This is a genomic window from Actinomyces oris, from assembly GCF_001937665.1.
Classification (GTDB): Bacteria; Actinomycetota; Actinomycetes; order Actinomycetales; family Actinomycetaceae; genus Actinomyces; species Actinomyces stomatis.
Genome location: NZ_MSKL01000008.1, coordinates 96,416 through 114,914 on the forward strand (window position 1 = coordinate 96,416; position 18,499 = coordinate 114,914).

At 65.8% G+C, this 18,499-nt stretch carries 12 protein-coding genes and 1 pseudogene; 2 read left to right on the plus strand and 11 right to left on the minus strand.

The genetic code is table 11. The annotated features are described in order from the left end of the window. Positions 1-55 precede the first annotated feature (55 nt). A complete protein-coding gene (gene uvrA, locus BKH28_RS03970) occupies positions 56-2,902 on the minus strand; it encodes an excinuclease ABC subunit UvrA (RefSeq protein ID WP_075417579.1) in 2,847 nt (948 codons plus the stop codon). Between the two features lie 138 nt (positions 2,903-3,040). Between uvrA and BKH28_RS03975 the strand changes: the two genes are divergently transcribed. Further along, the gene (locus tag BKH28_RS03975; RefSeq protein WP_075417580.1) at positions 3,041-3,325 is read left to right on the plus strand and encodes a YciI family protein; all 285 of its coding nucleotides are present in this window, start codon (positions 3,041-3,043) and stop codon (positions 3,323-3,325) included. Between the two features lie 69 nt (positions 3,326-3,394). Next, complete coding sequence (locus tag BKH28_RS03980) at positions 3,395-4,009, plus strand: class I SAM-dependent methyltransferase (RefSeq protein WP_075417581.1); 615 nt, start codon at positions 3,395-3,397, stop codon at positions 4,007-4,009. Between the two features lie 8 nt (positions 4,010-4,017). On the opposite strand, the gene BKH28_RS03985 is transcribed toward BKH28_RS03980, so the two are convergent. From BKH28_RS03985 to rpsA, 10 genes and pseudogenes are all read right to left on the minus strand, one after another. Beyond that, complete coding sequence (locus tag BKH28_RS03985) at positions 4,018-6,507, minus strand: HAD-IC family P-type ATPase (protein WP_075417582.1); 2,490 nt, start codon at positions 6,505-6,507, stop codon at positions 4,018-4,020. A gap of 56 nt (positions 6,508-6,563) precedes the next feature. Then, entirely contained in the window at positions 6,564-7,568 is a 1,005-nt protein-coding gene (locus BKH28_RS03990; RefSeq protein ID WP_075417583.1) for a TerC family protein, read from the minus strand. 327 nt (positions 7,569-7,895) lie between these two features. Further along, entirely contained in the window at positions 7,896-9,137 is a 1,242-nt protein-coding gene (locus BKH28_RS03995) for an arginine deiminase (RefSeq protein WP_075417584.1), read from the minus strand. Between the two features lie 89 nt (positions 9,138-9,226). Next, a complete protein-coding gene (locus BKH28_RS13735; RefSeq protein WP_256695467.1) occupies positions 9,227-9,823 on the minus strand; it encodes an amino acid permease in 597 nt (198 codons plus the stop codon). A gap of 34 nt (positions 9,824-9,857) precedes the next feature. Beyond that, positions 9,858-10,682 (minus strand): annotated as a pseudogene (locus tag BKH28_RS13740) (amino acid permease); the annotation flags it as partial. A gap of 263 nt (positions 10,683-10,945) precedes the next feature. Then, positions 10,946-13,042, minus strand: coding sequence for an excinuclease ABC subunit UvrB (uvrB, locus tag BKH28_RS04005; protein ID WP_075417585.1), 2,097 nt, complete (start codon positions 13,040-13,042; stop codon positions 10,946-10,948). A gap of 354 nt (positions 13,043-13,396) precedes the next feature. Then, positions 13,397-14,086 (minus strand): transcriptional initiation protein Tat, encoded by a 690-nt coding sequence (locus tag BKH28_RS04010; RefSeq protein WP_075417586.1) that lies wholly within the window; start codon positions 14,084-14,086, stop codon positions 13,397-13,399. Between the two features lie 119 nt (positions 14,087-14,205). Beyond that, positions 14,206-14,856 carry a dephospho-CoA kinase gene (coaE, locus tag BKH28_RS04015; RefSeq protein WP_256695468.1) on the minus strand — a complete coding sequence of 217 codons (651 nt, stop codon included), beginning with the start codon at positions 14,854-14,856 and terminating at the stop codon, positions 14,206-14,208. An 81-nt stretch (positions 14,857-14,937) separates the two neighbouring features. Next, on the minus strand, positions 14,938-16,683 hold the full coding sequence (locus BKH28_RS04020; protein WP_075417588.1) for a hypothetical protein: 1,746 nt from the start codon (positions 16,681-16,683) through the stop codon (positions 14,938-14,940). Between the two features lie 200 nt (positions 16,684-16,883). Then, a complete protein-coding gene (rpsA, locus tag BKH28_RS04025) occupies positions 16,884-18,338 on the minus strand; it encodes a 30S ribosomal protein S1 (protein WP_004564961.1) in 1,455 nt (484 codons plus the stop codon). Positions 18,339-18,499 lie beyond the last annotated feature (161 nt).

Consider the following 18,499-nt stretch of genomic DNA (forward strand, 5'->3'; position numbering starts at 1 on the left):
GCGGGGAGCCGACGTCGAGCTATCCAGCAGAGCCGGACCGGAGCGGGCAGAGGCGTCAGCTGCGGGCGGCCTCCAGCACCGGGGCCAGGAACTGGCCGGTGTAGGACGACTCGGTGGCCGCCACCTTCTCCGGGGTGCCGGCCACAACGACGGTTCCCCCGCCCTTGCCACCCTCGGGCCCCATGTCGATGACCCAGTCGGCGTTGGCGATGACGTCGAGGTTGTGCTCGATGACGACCACGGAGTTGCCCTTGTCCACCAGTCCCTGAAGCACCCCGAGCAGCTTGCGGATGTCCTCGAAGTGCAGCCCAGTGGTCGGCTCATCCAGGACGTAGATGGTCCGGCCGGTGGAACGGCGCTGAAGCTCGGTGGCGAGCTTGACGCGCTGGGCCTCACCGCCGGAGAGCGTGGTGGCCGACTGGCCCAGGCGTACATAACCCAGCCCAACCTCCACCAGGGTGTTGAGGTGACGGGAGATGACTGAGGAGGCGGAGAAGAACTCGGCTGCCTGGTGAATGGTCATGTCCAGGACGTCGGCGACTGTCTTGTCCTTGTAACGGATCTCCAGGGTTTCCCGGTTGTAGCGGGAGCCGTGGCAGACCTCGCAGGGCACGTAGACGTCAGGTAGGAAGTTCATCTCGATCTTGAGCGTGCCGTCACCCTTGCAGGACTCGCAGCGTCCGCCCTTGACGTTGAAGGAGAAGCGCCCGGGTCCATAGCCCCGCACCTTCGACTCGGGCACGGCCGCGAAGATCTTGCGGATGTGGTCCCACACCCCGGTGTAGGTGGCGGGATTGGAGCGGGGGGTGCGCCCGATCGGCGACTGGTCGACATGGACCACCTTGTCCAGGTGCTCCACACCCCGCACCGTCTTGTGCCTGCCGGGTACGCCGCGGGCGCGGTTGAGCCTGTTGGCGAGCACCTGGAAGAGGATGGAGTTGACCAAGGAGGACTTTCCCGATCCGGAGACGCCGGTAACAGCGGTGAGCACGCCGAGCGGGAAGGAGACGGTGACGTCCTTGAGGTTGTTCTCACGGGCGCCGACGACGGTGACCTCACGACTCTTGTCCCGCTTGCGCCGAGTGACGGGGATCTCGATCTGACGGCGCCTGGCCAGGTAGTCGCCGGTGACCGAGCCCTCGGCTCCGGCCAGGCCCTCGATGTCACCGGAGTAGACGACCTCACCACCCAGCTCGCCGGCTCCAGGACCGATGTCAACGATCCAGTCGGCCGAGCGGATGGTGTCCTCGTCGTGCTCGACGACGATGAGTGTGTTGCCCAGGTCCCGCAGCCGCTGAAGAGTCTCGATGAGTCGGGTGTTGTCGCGCTGGTGCAGACCGATGCTGGGCTCGTCCAGGACGTAGAGGACACCCACCAGGCCAGAACCGATCTGTGTGGCCAGGCGGATGCGCTGGGCCTCGCCTCCGGAGAGGGTGGCCGCACCACGGGCCAGGCTGAGGTAGTCCAGACCCACGTCCACGAGGAAGCCCAGGCGCGCGTTGATCTCGGTCAGGACGCTGCCGGCGATCTGGGCGGCCTGGCCGCTGAGGTTGAGGTCGGCCAGGAAGTCTCGGGCCTCGCTGATCGGCAGCTCGCACAGCTGTGCGATGGACAGCTCGCCCACGCGCACGGCCAGCACCTCGGGCTTGAGCCGAGCCCCGGCACAGACGGGACAGGGGATCTCACGCATGTAGGCCTGGTAGCGCTCGCGGGACCAGTCGGACTCGGTCTCGTCGTGCTTGCGCATGACGTAGTCGAGGACCCCCTCGAAGCCGGTGGAGTAGATGCGCTCACGCCCCCAACGGTTGCGGTAGGTGACCTTGACCTCGTAGTCCTTACCGCGCAGGATCGCCTCCCTCGCACGCGCCGGCAGGGCGCGCCAGGGGGTATCGACGTCGAAGGACAGCTCCTTGCCCAGGGCCTCGAGCTGGCGGGTGAAGTACTTCTGGTGGCTCGACCAGGGGGCGACGGCGCCCTCGGCCAAGGTCAGCTCCTCGTCGGGGACGACGAGCTCGGGGTCCACCTCGAGCCGGGTACCGATTCCGGTGCAGGCGGGGCAGGCGCCGTAGGGGGCGTTGAAGGAGAAGGTGCGCGGCTCCATCTCGTCCAGGGCCAGGGGGTGCTCGTTGGGGCAGGCGCGCTTCTCGGAGTAGCGCCGCTCCCGATCGGGGTCGTCCTCGGGCAGGTCGACCTGCTCGATGATGACCAGGCCCTCTGCCAGGCCGAGCGCCGTCTCCACCGAGTCGGTGAGGCGCTGGCGGATGCCCTCGCGGACAACGAGCCGGTCGACGATGACCTCGATGTCGTGCTTGAGACGCTTGTTGAGTGTCGGGGGGTTGTCGAGGCGCTCGGAGGTGCCGTCGACGCGCACACGGTTGAAGCCGCGACCGCGCAGCTCGCCGAAGAGCTCGGAGTACTCGCCCTTGCGTCCACGTACCACGGGGGCGAGAACCTGGAAGCGAGTGCCCTCGGGCAGGGCGCGGACCTGGTCGACGATCTGCTGCGGGGTCTGAGAGGAGATGACGGCGTCACAGACCGGGCAGTGCTGGATACCCGCCCGTGAGTACAGCAGACGCAGGTAGTCGTAGATCTCCGTCACAGTGCCCACCGTGGATCGGGGGTTGCGCGAGGTCGACTTCTGGTCGATGGAGACGGCGGGGCTCAGGCCCTCGATGAGCTCGACATCGGGCTTGTCCATCTGGCCGAGGAACTGACGGGCGTAGGAGGACAGGGACTCCACGTAGCGGCGCTGCCCCTCGGCGAAGATCGTGTCGAAGGCGAGAGAGGACTTGCCCGATCCTGACAGCCCGGTGAAGACAATCATCGTGTTGCGCGGCAGGTCCAGGTCCACGCCCTTGAGATTGTGCTCGCGGGCCCCACGGATGATAAGAGAGTCGTTCACGGGATTCGAGTCTAAGGGTTGACTGCACGTCCTGCGCGTCGCACATGTGTTCGACGCGTCTCATACCCAGGGCACCGGAAGAATGCCAGCGCTCCTGTGTTCAGGCCACGGCCGGGCCCTCGCCTCTATGCTGAGGCCATGAGCAAGATCTACGCCGTCGAGTACCGCTACGTCACCGACAAGGACGAGGAGATGGCCGCCGTTCGCCCCTCGCACCGCGCCTTCAACGGTCGCCTGGCCGATGAGGGCCTGCTGCTGGCCGCCGGCCCCTACGTGGGCACCCACGACGCCCTCATCGTCGTGCGCGCCGAGGACGAGGCCGGAGCCCTGTCCCTTCTTGAGGACGACCCCTTCCAGCAGGCCGGTTTCATCTCTGAGCGCATCCCGCGCGAGTGGAACCCGGTCATCGGGGTCCTAGCCTGAACTACTTCCCCACCGTCTCATGTGCTGACGGCTCTTGCTCCCGCACCACCCGGCCGGGAGCATGGGCCCATGATTTCTTCTGCGCCGACCGAGTCCCAGTTCTCCCGCCCTTCCTCGCTCATGGGCCGCATCCTGCTCCGCAGCATGAACATCGGGCACGGCCGCCTGCACCAGTGGGGCCTGAAGGCAGCGGGTATCCAGTTGACTGACAGGGTACTCGACGTCGGCTGCGGAGGTGGCAAGGCCATCTCCCGGATCCTGGAGGAGACGCGCCGTGAGGTGGCCGGCATTGACCACTCCCCTGAGGCGGTCAAGACCGCACGGAGCGTCAACCGCGCCGCCGTCTCCTCCGGACGCCTGCGAATCGTGGAGAGCTCAGTGGAGAGCCTCCCCTTCCGTGACGGGTTCTTCGACGTGGTGACGGCTTTCGAAACCACTTATTTCTGGCCGGAACTGCAGGCCGGCCTTACTGAGATCCGCCGCGTCCTGAGTCCCGGCGGTAGGCTCGTGATCGCAAACGAGTTCGCTGATCGGGCGTCAGCGGGGGCCTGGGCGGATCGCCTGAACATGCACGTCCCTGACAGCGAAGCCCTAGCCGGCGCAGCCTACGAGGCCGGTTTCCTGATGGTGGATGTCAGCGTCCATCCCCACAAAGGCTGGCTGCGCCTCGTCGCTGCGAAGTAGAGGCGCACTCATCCCCGACCGCGTACGATCCGGCGCCGCACCAGGTGAACCAGCTCGATTCCGCCAATGGCCAGGCCGGCCATGAGCGCAATGACCCACCACACGCCGGGCGTGGGCCAGGCCAGCAGGAAGAAGGCGCGTACCGGTGGGGCGACGACGCCGAGCACTGCGATCATCCCCATGAGAACAACCAGCCCCAGACGCCAACTCGTCAGAGGCCGGGCCGTGAGCGTGAGCAGCCACAGCCCGCAGGTAATGAGCACCAGGGTCGTCGCCGTCGTCACCTGGGCCCGCGGGGCATGGGTGAGCGTCAGCCAAAGGTACGTGGACAAGGTCACGGTTCCCGCCATGAGTCCCGCCGGCACGCACAGGCTGAGCACCCGGCCGAGGAAACCCTCCCGGTAACGCTGGTTGCTGGGGGCCAGGGCCAGGACGAAGGCGGGGATCCCGATCGTCAGCGAGGAGACGACCGTGAACTGGCGAGGCAGGAACGGGTAGGCGACCGCCATGGCCGACACGACGACGGCGATGAGGGACGCGTAGATGGTCTTGGCCAGGAACAGGGAGGCGATGCGCTCGGTGTTGGCCATGACACGGCGTCCCTGAGCCACGACCCCGGGCAGGGCCGAGAACTCTCCCTTGAGCAGCACCAGACGCGCCACCGCCTTGGTTGCCGGAGCTCCATTACCCATGGCGATGCCGAGGTCGGCGTCTTTGAGTGCCAGGGCGTCATTGACGCCGTCCCCGGTCATCGCGACGACGTGCCCTCGGGACTTCAGTGCCCGCACCAGTGCCCGCTTCTGCTCGGGAGTGACGCGCCCCAGGACGCTGGCGCCCTCAACCGCGTCGGCCAGGCGCTCCAAGTCCTCATCCGCCTCATGCCCGCTACCTGCACCAGCAGGCAGCGTACGTGCGTCCAGAGCGACGAGCTCTCCGCCGGCGGGGGCGCTGACCCCGGCCTGGCGGGCGACCGCGGCCACCGTCTCGGGGCTGTCACCGGAGATGACCTTGGCATCGACGCCCTGCAGGCGGAAGTAGGCGAGGGTCTCAGCAGCGTCAGGGCGTATCTCCTCGGTGAGGATCACGATCCCCGCGGCCTCAAGGTGATCGGGAAGCCGTGGGTCGCCCTCTTCCCGAGCCGACTTCCAGAGCGAGGTTGATCGAGCCAGAGCCACGACGCGTACTCCCTGCGCGGCGATCTGACGAGCACGGTCCAGCACTGACTCACTGTGTCCCGCCAGGACGATCTCTGGGGCGCCGAGCACCCAGGTGGTGCCGGACCGGTCGCGAACCGCGGACCACTTGCGGCGCGAGGAGAACGGCACCGACTCCACGTCGGCCGAGGGGCCCGTATTGCCGGGTTCCCGGGCTTCCTCGAGGCCCTGCTCACCAAGGCCTCTGAGATCGCTGAGCCCCTCCCTGATGGCGTCGGCGGTGGCGTTGGCCTCCCCGACCGTACTGAGTAGGGCGAGCGCCGAGAGCACCTCGGAGGACGCCTGCTCGCCGTCGGGGTTCTGGATCTCCCCGAGGCGGATGCGGCCGGTGGTGATGGTGCCGGTCTTGTCCAGGCACAGGGTGTCGACCCGGGCCAGGACCTCGACGGCCGGCAGCTCTTGAACCAGGACGTTGCGCCTGGCCAGGGCCAGGGAGGCGGTGGCGAAGTTGACGGAGGTCAGGAGCACCAGGCCCTGGGGCACCATGCTGACCACGCCGGCGATGCCGGCGACGACCGCGTGGCGCCAGGCTCCGCTGCTCCAGGCCTCGGCGACGCTTCCGCTCAACCGCAGCTGGGACCACACCAGCACCAGGGCCACGGGCACGATGACCCAGCTGATCCAGTGCAGCACCCGGTTGGTTCCGGCCTGCAGCTCACTGACGACGAGCGAGTACCTGCGGGCCTCCCGGGCCAACCGGTGGGCATAGGCGTCCCCACCGACCGCTGTGGTGCGGAACAGTCCGGTCCCGGCCGTCACCGTGGTCCCAGACATGACCTGCGCTCCGCTCACAGGGCGTACGGGCCGGGACTCACCGGTCAGGATCGACTCATCGATCTCAAGGCCATCACTGATCAGGACGTCCCCGTCCGCAGGCACCTGCTGGCCGGCCCGGAGTCGTACGACATCGTCGATAACGACCTCTCCGACCGCTACCTCAGTCTCGGCCCCCTCCCTCAGGACGACGGCGCGGGGTGTCTCCAGCACAGCGAGACGGTCCAGGGCGCGCTTGGCGCGGATCTCCGCCAGGGTGCCAGTGGCGGTGTTGAGCAGCAGGACGAATCCGAACAGTGCGTCCGCCCAGTGCCCTAACGCCAGGACGAGAGCCAGCGCGACGCCGAGAATCCCGTTGAAGATCGTGAAGACATTGGCCCGCAGGATCTGTGCGGCGCTGCGGGAGGTCCGCTCACGGTACTCGTTGATCCGTCCGGCACTGACACGCTCGTCGACCTGCGCGGCGCTGAGCCCGATCACCGGGGACTCAGAGGCATTCGTGGTGCTCACGAGTCACACAGTAGTGAATCGGTCGAGGGGTTCCCCTCCTCCTGGCGGTCGAGACATCAGGATGCGACCTCGGCACGCCGGGCATCTGCTCGCGACTTGAGGACTGAGGCGATGACCGTGACCAGGACAGTGGTGATGATGACGCTCAGGGACACTCCGATCGACGCCTCAGGGATGGCGTGCCACTCCTGGCCCCCGTTGATGAAGGGCACCTCGTTGGTGTGCAGGGCGTGAACGATGAGCTTGAAGCCGATGAAGCCGAGGATGACCGCCAGGCCGTAGTGGAGGTAGACGAGCCGGTCGAGCAGCCCGTCAATGAGGAAGTAGAGCTGGCGCAGGCCCAGCAGGGAGAAGGCGTTGGCGGAGAACACCAGGAAGGGCTCACTGGTCAGGGAGTAGATCGCGGGGATGGAGTCGACGGCGAACATGACGTCGGCGGTGCCGATGGCGATGATGCACAGCATCATGGGGGTGATCATGGTGCGCCCGGCATGGCGGTGAATGACCTTGCCGCCCACGAAGCCGTCAGTCATGGGGATGACGCGGGCGATGAGCTTGACGAAGCCACTGGGCTTGTACTCCTCATCCTCGTCGTCGGGCTCCTCGACGCCCTCACGCGCCTGGGAGAAGGCGGTCCACAGGAGCCACGCCCCGAAGAAGTAGAACACCCAGGAGAAGTTCTCAATGAGCGCGGCACCGGCGAGGATGAAGATGAGCCGCAGAATGAGGGCGATAACGATGCCGGCGAGCAGGACCTCCTGCTGGTACTTCCGAGGTACCTTGAAGGAGGACATCATGATGACGAAGACGAAGAGGTTGTCGATGCTCAGCGCCTTCTCGGTGATGTAGCCGGCCAGGTACTCCTGGGCGAAGCCTCCGCCCCACACGAACCAGACGATGCCGCCGAAGACCAGGGCCATGGCGATATAGGCCACCGACCAGACGGCGGCCTCCTTCATGGTGGGCTCGTGGGGGGTGCGTACGTGACCGACGATGTCGATCACGATGAGGGTCAGAATAATGGCCGCCAGGCCGATCCACCCCAGGATGTGGACGTCCACGTGTTCTCCTCCGGTACGGAACTGGTACCGGAGGTCTCCTCCCGCCACGTGTGCAGGCGCTCAAGGCGCATACCACTCTGGCCGCGACGCCGGGAACGCAGGATCGTGTGTGCCCGCACCACCGTGATGACGACGTCGCCGTTGGTTGGGAGTACTCCCCTCCGTGTATAACGTCTGAGAGTCTAACGTTCTCACCGGTGTGGGCACATGGAGTGTCCCGTCGAGCAGGTGTGGGGTGCATGACGTTGCCGCGTCACAGAGAATCCTCGGAGGCGGCAACGACATCACCATCGTGACTGCAACGTCCCTGCCCTGAAGCGAGTTCGGTCAGTAGACCGGATCCCGATCGATCGGGCAGGTCATGCAGTGTCCGCCTCCGCGGCCGCGCCCGAGCTCACTGGAGGGGATCTCCAGAACCTCGATGCCGGCGGCGCGCAGGTTGGCGTTGATCGAGTAGTTGCGGTCGTAGGCGACGACCACTCCCGGCGACAGCGCCACGACGTTGTTGCCGTCGTTCCACTGCTCGCACTCGGCCCCGTAGCGTCCTGCGGTGGACATGACCGGGGTGAGCTTGACGTCCAGGGCCTCGGAGACGACGTCGACGAAGTAGCCCTCGTCGTAGGTGACCTTGATGCCGCCGCGCTCGGTCTCGTCAGGACGCAGGGAGAAGGTGTCCATCGCCCGGACAACCGGCTCGTAGACGTTGACAACGTCCTCGGAGCACACCGTGAACACGGTGTCCAGGTGCATCGCGGCGCGCTCCTTGGGCATGCGGGCCGCGATGACCCGCTCGGCCGAGCCCGCGTCGAACAGCGACTTGGCGATCTGGCTGACGGCTTGGAAGGTGGAGCGCTCCCCCATGCCGACCAGGACGATGCCCTTGCCGATCGGCATGATGTCGCCCCCTTCGATGAAGGTGTGCCCCATGTCCTTGTCGACCGTGTCCAGCCAGACGTTGTAGTCGTACGCGAACATCGGGTGGTAGCGGTAGATGGCGGTCAGCAGGAGGACCTCACGTCGACGGGCGCCCCAGAACATCTGGGACATCTCGACGCCGTCGTAGATCCAGGCGGAGTTGTCACGGGTGAACAAGGTGTTGGGCAGCGGGGCGATGAGCATCTCGGGGTCGTCGCTGTTGACGTGGTAAGGAGAGATGCAGCTGCCGAACACGTCCGTGGGCACCTCGTCGGACACGAGGCCGCCGATGAGGAGCTCACCGAGCTCGGCCGAGGGCATCTCCTCCAACCAAGCCAGCAGGTCCTCAGCGACGCCCACGCCCATGGTGGCGTGGTTGATGCGTCGGTCCAGGATGAACGAGCGCGCCTCGGGGATGTCCAGGACATCGGCGAGCAGATCCCGCAGTTCGAGGACGTCGATGTCACGCTCACGCATGAGTTCGACGAAGAAGTCGTGGTCGCGCTGAGCCTTGCGAACGTCCAGGACATCGTCGAAGAGCAGATCGTGGCAGTTGGACGGCGTGAGACGATCGTGTGCGCGGCCGGGGCGGCACACCATGACACGGCGCAGCTTGCCGACCTCGGAGTAGACTCCGTGCTTCTGTTCGGTCATTGTTCCTCATTCCAAGTCGTGACAGCACAATCAAGTGCTGCCGAGAGCGGTGCAGTCGTAGATGACAGGAAGATGGTTGAGAACGGCGGTCAAAGACTCAGTGCACCAGTGACCAGCCCGTAGATGGCATAGACGGCCATGGCGGAGAAGAGCGCGACGAGCCCCCACTCGGCCCCATTGAAGACCTTGACCTTCTGCTCACGCCGCGCCCAGATGTAGAAGGGCAGGCCCACCAGGTAGAAGATGGCCGTGTACAAGAGGTACACCAAGCCTGCGGCATAGAGCAGCCATAGTCCGTACACCGAGCCCAGAACGCCGACGACAAGATCGAATACCTTCACCTTGGTTTCGTCCTTGATGGCGACGAGCACCTGGAACAGGGCGGACAGGAGATAAGGCAGCAGGATGAGGGCTGAGGCCAGGTTGATGAGACGCGTGTAGGTCGAGGCGTTGAAGTAGGTCCAGATGAGGAAGAGCTGGACCAGCCCCATGGTCAGCCACAGGGCGTTGGCGGGCACGGCTTGAGCGTTCTCGCGGCCCAGGAACGAGGGCATGAGACCTTCCTGGGCGGGAACGCGCACGATCTCGGCCAGCATGAGGAACCAGGACAGGAGGGCCCCCACCAGGGAGATGACGAGTCCCAGGGCAATGAACTTCGCCCCCCCATGGACCGACCGCCGCCTCAAGCACCCCGGCCAGGGATGGGTCGCCCAGCCTGGCGAGCTCGGAGCGGGGAACGATGCCGTAGGACAGGACATTGACGGCGAGCAGAAGGGCCAGAACAGAGAGGAACCCCAGGATCGTCGCCCTGCCGACATCGGCGCGCGTCCTGGCCCGCTCGGAGAACACGGACGCCCCTTCAACGCCGATGAACACCCACACCGTCACCAGCATCATGTTCTTGACCTGGGAGAGCACTCCACTGATCCCCGTACCAGCACCGGACCCCCAGAAGTCGTGGGTAAAGACATCGAGCTTGAAAGCGAGCAGGCCGATGATAATGAAGACGACCAGCGGTAGAACCTTACCGACAGTGACAATCGAGTTGATGATCGCGGCCTCGCGGATGCCGCGCAGGATCAGGACGTGGTACATCCACATGACAATCGAGGCGACCCCGATGGCAAGTGCAGTATTGCCGCTGCCGAATCCGGGGAGGAAAACCCCCAGCGAAGCCATGAGCAGCACGAGGTAACCGACATTGCCGATCCAGGCCGATAGCCAGTACCCCCAGGCGGAGGAGAACCCGACGAGGTCACCGAAGCCGGCGCGGGCGTAACCGTAGACACCGGCGTTGATCTCGGGCCGATTGACAGCCAGCCGCTGATAGACGAAGGCGAGCATGAGCATGCCGGCTCCTGTAATGAGCCACCCTATGATAAGCGGCCCAGGCGCTGCAGCACTCGCCATCTGCTGCGGCAAACCGAAGATCCCGCCTCCGATCATCGATCCGATCCCGAGTGCCGTCAGTGCGGCCAATGAAACCTTACCGGAGGCGACCTGCCGGTCCCCCACTTCAACGACCTCGACGTCACGTTCAGCCATAGCGACTCACGCCCCTTCGCAATCACATTGGCACAACATGTACTTACCATACGGTAACTTAATGGAGGCGACAAGGACGACTGTATGTCAATAGAAATTCTTCGGCGTACATAATACCCTGCATAATCACTCAGATCGGCGTCGACGCGTAAGACGTTGAGGTGAGTACTGGCCATTTGCCCGAGAAAATCGCAGGATCCCCGGTTTCACTTGTGGGGCGAAAGCACTGAAACGGCACCACGAATTATGCGTGTCCCGCTCCGTCACTGGGCGGCTTGCATGGCGCGCAGCTCCTTCTTGAGGTCCTGGATCTCGTCACGCAGCCGGGCTGCGAGCTCGAAATGGAGGTCCTCGGCGGCGGCGTGCATCTGCTGGGTGAGCTCGTTGATGAGCTCGACGAGGTCTCCCTGCGCCGCCCCGGCTAGCTTCTCGCGCACCGTGGCCTCGGCTGCGTGCTTGCGCCGGTTGCGCACCGAGGACTCTTCGTGGCCCCTGTAGCCGCCGGCCAGGAGGTCGGCGGTGTCGACGTCCTCGCGGGCGAGCATGTCGGTGACGTCGGCGATCTTCTTGCGCAGTGGTTGCGGATCGATACCGTGCTCGGTGTTGTAGGCCAGCTGCTTGGTGCGGCGACGCTCAGTCTCCTCAATGGCCTCGGCCATGGCCGGAGTGATGGTGTCGGCGTACATGTGGACCTCACCGGAGACGTTGCGGGCGGCACGCCCTATGGTCTGCACGAGGGAGCGGGTCGAGCGCAGGAAGCCCTCCTTGTCCGCGTCCAGGATGGAGACAAGCGAGACCTCCGGCAGGTCCAGCCCCTCGCGCAGCAGGTTGATGCCCACGAGGACGTCGAAGCGGCCCAGCCGCAGCTCTCGCAGGAGCTCGACGCGCCGCAGCGTATCGACGTCGGAGTGGAGGTACTCCACACGCACGCCTCTCTCGGCGAGATAGGTGGTCAGGTCCTCGGCCATGCGCTTGGTCAGGGTGGTCACCAGGATCCGCTCCTGACGCTGGACACGGATGCGCACCTCCTCGAGCAGGTCGTCGATCTGTCCCTCCGTGGGTTTGACGACGACCTTGGGGTCCACCAGTCCCGTGGGCCGGATGATCTGCTCGACGACGCCGTCGGAGCGCTGGGTCTCGTAGTCGCCCGGCGTGGCTGACAGGTAGACGGTCTGACCGATACGGTCCTCGAACTCGGCGAAGGTCAGGGGGCGGTTGTCCAACGCGGAGGGCAGGCGGAACCCGTGGTCGACCAGAGTGCGTTTGCGGGAGGCGTCCCCTTCGTGCATGGCGCCGATCTGGGGGACGGTCACGTGGGACTCATCGATGACGAGGAGGAAGTCCTCGGGGAAGTAGTCCAGAAGAGTGTTGGGCGGAGTGCCGGTCTCACGTCCGTCGATGTGAAGGGAGTAGTTCTCGATGCCCGAGCACATGCCGATCTGCTGCAGCATCTCCAGGTCATAGGTGGTGCGCATGCGCAGGCGCTGGGCCTCCAGGAGCCGGCCGTCGTGCTCGAGCTGGGCCAGGCGCTCGGCGAGCTCGGCCTCAATGCCCTCAATGGCCTTCTGCATGCGTTCGGGGCCGGCCACGTAGTGGGAGGCGGGGAAGACGAAGACCTGCTCGACGGTGTCGATGACGTCGCCGGTCACGGGGTGCAGCGTGGCCAGGGCCTCGATCTCGTCACCGAAGAACTCGATGCGGATGGCGAGCTCCTCGTACATCGGGATGATCTCGACCGTGTCGCCGCGAACGCGGAAGGTGCCGCGGGTGAAGTCGATGTCGTTACGGGTGTACTGCATCGTCACGAAGCGCCGCAGGAGATCGTCCCTGTCGATCTGCTGGCCCACCTCCAGGGGCGTCATCCGGTCCACGTACTCCTGAGGGGTGCCCAGTCCGTAGATGCAGGACACGGACGAGACCACGACGACGTCCCGGCGGGTGAGCAGGGAGTTGGTGGCGCTGTGGCGCAGGCGCTCGACCTCGTCGTTGATGGAGGAGTCCTTCTCGATGAAGGTGTCCGTCTGCGGGACGTAGGCCTCGGGCTGGTAGTAGTCGTAGTAGGAGACGAAGTACTCGACCGCGTTGTTCGGGAGCAGCTCGCGGAACTCGGCGGCCATCTGGGCGGCCAGGGTCTTGTTCGGCTCCAGGATGAGGGTGGGGCGCTGGACCTGCTCGACGAGCCATGCGGTCGTCGCGGACTTGCCGGTTCCCGTGGCACCGAGCAGAACGATGTCCTTCTCCCCCGCCCTGAGACGCTCGGTCAGCTCGGCGATCGCCGCGGGCTGGTCCCCGCTGGGCGAGTAGGGACTGACGACCTCGAAGGGCTTGGCTGCGCGTTGGAGCTCGGTGACGGGACGCATGCCCTCAGGCTACGCGGTCCCTCTGACATCATTGACACCTCCGATCGCGCGGTCGCCTCATTCATCATCCTGCGATCCGGCTGTCACCACACAGATACGTCTTTGTATCCAAGAAGGAACCTTCCGATCGAGTTCACCTATTACGGTGGTCCCCGCAGGACACCGAATCGTGCCGTTCCACATTCATGTGGATGCTCATTGGGGCCTCCCCTGCACCCTGTCTTCACCCTCCGAGTTCAAGGATCTCCCATGGCCTTCATCGTTGCTGTCTCGGCGACCATCGTCGGCGCCCTCGGCCCTGCCCGTACAAACTCTCGACGCAGCAGCTGCTCGGGCTGAGTCCGCCTACCGGCTCTACCTCTCGGTTCCGCCCCATTCAACGGCGGTGAATCCGGTCCGTGCGGGTGCAGGCACCAGCTTCTGCTCGGGAACCGCTGCCTGCGGTACGTCCCCGATAACGATGTAGACCCGAATGAACGTCTCCGGGACGATCTCGGCACCCGAGGAGACGTCAGTCAAGCGGTAGACGGCCTTGCGAGCGTACTCATCGGTGGCGAAGGTGACCAGGGCCCTGCCCCGCTCGGCGATCCGCGGCCCCCAGAAGGTGATGAACTCGGCCGCCTCGCGCTCACTCAGCCCCAGGGTGGAGAGCTTGTCCTCCAGGAAGGCGGCAGCCGCACCCGCCTCGACGACGAAGCCCTTGTCCTGGGTGAGAGCCATGGTCCCCTCCCCCTCCCAGAACAGTGACGGGTAGTGACGCCCTGAGGCGTCGGTGAGGTCCCCGTCAGGAGATGCCGTCACATGCCATGTGACGCCGCCTTCCGCCTGTGTCTGCGGCGTCGGATAGGTGTATGTCAGCTTTCCCTCATAGTCCAGCGACACCGAGAGCTGCATCGTCCTCGTGGGGTAGAGATACAGGACTGGTTTCTTGGCCTTCTGATCCTCCGGCCACATCCCGCAGCCTGCCAGCATTCCCAGCCCCGTGAGACTCCCAAGCAGCAGAAGGCTTCGACGAGTGGAGGCGACCATTGGAGATCGCGGCATGGCGGTTCCTATTCGTACGACTGATAGGTCTGGCCGGACGGTGTCCGAGGCACCGTGGCCCCTCACCCCACGGTAGGAGCGGGAGGAGGCATCCGCCGATGGGAAGAACTCCCCCGTTGTCAGGCGACGGTGCCCGGCTCCGTGATCCGCGTGTTCCAGAGGCTGTCGACCTCGGCGCTCAGGTCCTCCAGCGCCCCGGAGTTGGACACGATGACGTCAGCGACACCGCGGCGTTCCTCGTCGGTTGCCTGCACGGCAATGCGGGCCAGCGCCTCATCGCGATTCATCCCCCGCTCGGCGAGCCGCTTCAGACGCAGTTCGAGCTCGGCCTCAACGACGACAACGAGATCGAACATGTCCTGCATCTGCCCCTCGACGAGGAGAGGAACGTCGTAGACCGCCACCTGCCCGGCCGGAACCGTCTCCATCCGGGCCCACGCCTCTGCTGCGATGAGGGGCAGAAGGATCTCCTCCAGGCGCGCGCGACGCAGGTCGTCGGAGAAGACCAGCCGCCCCAGGGCGCTGCGGTCCAGGGAGCCGTCCGAGGCAAGGACTTCCTCCCCGAACTCGGCCACTACTGCCGCAAGACCGTCACTGCCCGGGCTGACGACGTCGCGAGCGACCTCGTCGGCGCTGGTCACGACCGCGCCGCGTTCCTCGAGCAGCGCGGCCACCGTTGACTTACCTGCTCCGATGCCACCTGTGAGCCCCACGCGTAGGGCTCGGTCCGTCGGGCGGCGAGTGGTACGGGCTGCAGGTGTGTGGCACATGGTCCCATCATGCCGTGACCGGCCCGAGCCGGGCCAGCGTGCCGGCGATACTGGGCGATACGGGAGCGCGGCCGCGCCTTGTCAGTTGCTCCCTGAGGCCGCCTGACCGTCAGTGGTGATCGCGGTGGTCGAACCGGGTCGTCTTCTTCCTCCCCGGCCCCGCCCGTAAGGCGCGATGCGCTCCTCGACCCGGGCCAGGGACTCCACCGCGTTCTGCGGGGGACTCACGCACCGGGAGGCCTGCTCCGACGCCCGCGAGATGATCTCTCGGACGATCGGCGCGCGAGAGTGGTCCTCCTCCACCCCTTCAACCAGGATCTCCGCCAGTGTGGAGAGAACCTGCACCGCAACCAGAGGGTCACCGACGGCGTCGACGAGCATCCCGCAGCGTTCTCCCGGCCGGTTCATCGGCCAGGACTCCATCGACTCCCGGCACTGGCTCCATGCCCTGCCGCCGGCAGCGCGGTCTCCACGGGCCTGAGCGGCGTGCGAGGCCAGGGCCAGTGCGGCGCAGGCGGTTTCCGTCCATCCCTGGCTCAGGCTCAGCTCCGCCGTGTCGAGATGCTCCTTCTCCGCCCGTTCATTGGCGCCCAGTGCCGCCAGGAGCCGGCCGAAGGCCAGGCGGAGGTCAACGACCAGCTCCAAAGCGGAGTCGTCCACCACCTCGGACAGCGAAACGCTGACCGTCTCAGCGGTCGACATGGCACGCTGACGCACCGACTCCATGCCATAGCCACGAGACAGCGTGAGCAGCTCGCGGACCTCCTTGAGCAGGGCCCCCTGGTTACGCAGCCGGGCACGATCAGCCGGCATAGCGCTCGTCACCGTGCCGTAGGACCGGCTGGCGAGTCCAGCGGCCTCAGCGGCCATCCTCATCTCCACCCGGTACGACACGCCGTTGTTGCCGTTGCGGACATCGAAGCGGTGGGCGATGCCGCGCACGAAGCCGGTGATGACGTCATAGGCACGCACGACGGTGTCCCACGCCGTGAGCTCCAGATCCCCCCAGGGCGTTGTCCAGCTCAGCGAGGCACCCAAGGCATGCTTGCCGTAGTCGGCCCTGTTGGCCTCCCTCATGACGAGAGCCAGTCCGATAGCGGTGTTCATCAGCTTCCAGGCCGAGGCCTCGGACACAGCCTTCATAGGACTGTGCCGCATGAGCGCGATGGCCCGTTGCCACTGGGAGGACAGACCCAGGTACTCGAACCTGTCCCCCAGGGACTGGAGCTCAACGACGTCCGGAAGCCGGAGCCGGCTCAAGGATGCGAAGGCGTCCTCGGCCTCCACGAGCCGTTGGTGAGCCAGGTAGGGAACCAGCACTGCGCCCAGCCCCCGGGCGGTCTCCACGGGATCGACCTCGGCACGGTTCGGAGTCGCCGTCGCGGTACTGATGACGCCGGAGTAGTCGTCATGCATGCGGGCGGTGGCCAGGACCGCGCCAGTATCGGTCTTGCCGAAGGAGAAGAGTCTCGCCTCACGGAACTGTTCGAGGGCCTCGTCCCTGAGGCCGAGGACGGCGGAGAGCTCCACCTGGGCATAGCGCAGTGGAAGCGTCGAGCAGCCGTGAGCCGTCCGGAGCCCCTGGCAGAAGGCCACCGCTTGGTCGAGGCTCTCCTTGCTCATGTCCGGGTCCTGGCCCAGCTGAACCAGCCACGCCCGGTCGACGGCGCAGACCGCCTGCACCACCTGGTCGGGCGCGTTCCCCGGAGCCGCCCCCTCGACGTCGTCAGCGGCGATCGCCTTCCACAGGGCCGCTGCAGCGACACGACTGGGGCAGACGGGGTCGACATCCTCCAGAGCACGGGCAATGCCACCCCAATAGCTCATATCGTCTCCAACGGTCGTCACGTACAGGTTCCTACACCTAGGAAGCGGGGAGTGCCAGCCCCGGCCACAGCCTCGCACAGGCAAGGTGCCCGGGCGATGGGGAGAAGGCACCTACACCTGAGGGTCTCTGCCTGCGGAACAGGCAGAGACCCTCAGATAATGTCAGAAATCAGTCCTGACCAGTGAAAAGGTGCGGATGCTCAGTTACCGGTGAGCTTCTCACGCAGAGCAGCCAGGGCCTCATCGGAGGCCAACGTGCCAGATGCCTCCGACGGAGCCGAGGAGTAAGAGGTGCCACCCGCGGGGGCTGCCGGAGCACCGGACTCCTGCTCCTCCTCCAGGGCCTTGGCGACCTGGGCCTTGTGGGCCTCCCAGCGGGCGTGAGCAGCCGCGTACTCGGCCTCCCAGGCCTCGCGCTGGGCGTCGTAGCCCTCGAGCCACTCGTTGGTCTCCGGGTCGAAGCCCTCGGGGTACTTGTAGTTGCCCTGCTCGTCGTACTCGGCCGCCATTCCGTAGAGGCTGGGGTCGAAGTCCTCCGACGCGGGGTCGACACCCTCGTTGGCCTGCTTCAGCGACAGGGAGATGCGACGACGCTCCAGGTCGATGTCGATGACCTTGACGAAGACCTCGTCGCCGACCTTGGCCACCTGCTCGGGAACCTCGACGTGACGCTGCGCCAGCTCGGAGATGTGGACCAGGCCCTCGATGCCGTCCTCGACGCGGACGAAGGCGCCGAAGGGAACCAGCTTGGTGACCTTGCCGGGAACGACCTGGCCGATGGCGTGGGTCCGGGCGAAGGCCTGCCACGGGTCCTCCTGGGTCGCCTTGAGCGACAGGGAGACGCGCTCGCGGTCGAAGTCGACGTCCAGGACCTCGACCGTGACCTCGTTGCCGACCTCGACGACCTCGGAGGGGTGGTCGATGTGCTTCCAGGACAGCTCGGAGACGTGGACCAGACCGTCGACGCCACCCAGGTCCACGAAGGCACCGAAGTTGACGATGGAGGACACGACACCGGAGCGGACCTGGCCCTTCTGCAGGGTCTGCAGGAAGTTGGTGCGGACCTCGGACTGGGTCTGCTCGAGCCAGGCGCGACGGGAGAGGACCACGTTGTTGCGGTTCTTGTCCAGCTCAATGATCTTCGCCTCGAGCTCACGGCCCACGTAGGGCTGGAGGTCGCGAACACGGCGCATCTCCACCAGGGAGGCGGGGAGGAATCCACGCAGACCGATGTCCAGGATGAGACCGCCCTTGACGACCTCGATGACGGAGCCGGTGACGACGCCGTCCTCCTCCTTGATGCGCTCGATGGTGCCCCAGGCGCGCTCGTACTGCGCACGCTTCTTGCTCAGGAGCAGGCGCCCCTCCTTGTCCTCCTTCTGCAGGACGAGGGCCTCGATCTCATCACCGACGGAGACGATCTCATCAGGGTCGACGTCGTGCTTGATGGACAGCTCGCGAGCGAGGATGACGCCTTCGGTCTTGTAGCCGATGTCGAGGAGGACCTCATCACGGTCGACCTTGACGACAGTGCCCTCGACGATATCGCCGTCATCGAAGTACTTGATGGTCTCGTCAACAGCGGCGAGGATCTCCTCGGTCGAACCGATGTCGTTGACGGCGACCGGGGCGGGGCTGGGCGTAGTGGTTGTCATTGAGTGGATGCTCCGAATGCGGATAGTTGGATCGGGTTGATAGGGACCGCACGCTCCCCAGTGACGTGAATCAGCCCGGACCAATTCATCATCCTGGTTGGATTACTCTCATAGGAGACGCCCAGGAGCGCACGAGTGAACCTTAGCAGTACGTGACGAAT

Coding starts and splice junctions, on each gene's coding strand:
- BKH28_RS03995 (WP_075417584.1), bottom strand. CDS start 9,137: ATGACCGAACAGAAGCACGGAGTCTACTCCGAGGTCGGCAAGCTGCGC.
- coaE (WP_256695468.1), bottom strand. CDS start 14,856: ATGTGCCACACACCTGCAGCCCGTACCACTCGCCGCCCGACGGACCGA.
- BKH28_RS04010 (WP_075417586.1), bottom strand. CDS start 14,086: ATGCCGCGATCTCCAATGGTCGCCTCCACTCGTCGAAGCCTTCTGCTG.
- uvrB (WP_075417585.1), bottom strand. CDS start 13,042: ATGCGTCCCGTCACCGAGCTCCAACGCGCAGCCAAGCCCTTCGAGGTC.
- BKH28_RS03980 (WP_075417581.1), top strand. CDS start 3,395: ATGATTTCTTCTGCGCCGACCGAGTCCCAGTTCTCCCGCCCTTCCTCG.
- BKH28_RS04020 (WP_075417588.1), bottom strand. CDS start 16,683: ATGAGCTATTGGGGTGGCATTGCCCGTGCTCTGGAGGATGTCGACCCC.
- BKH28_RS03975 (WP_075417580.1), top strand. CDS start 3,041: ATGAGCAAGATCTACGCCGTCGAGTACCGCTACGTCACCGACAAGGAC.
- rpsA (WP_004564961.1), bottom strand. CDS start 18,338: ATGACAACCACTACGCCCAGCCCCGCCCCGGTCGCCGTCAACGACATC.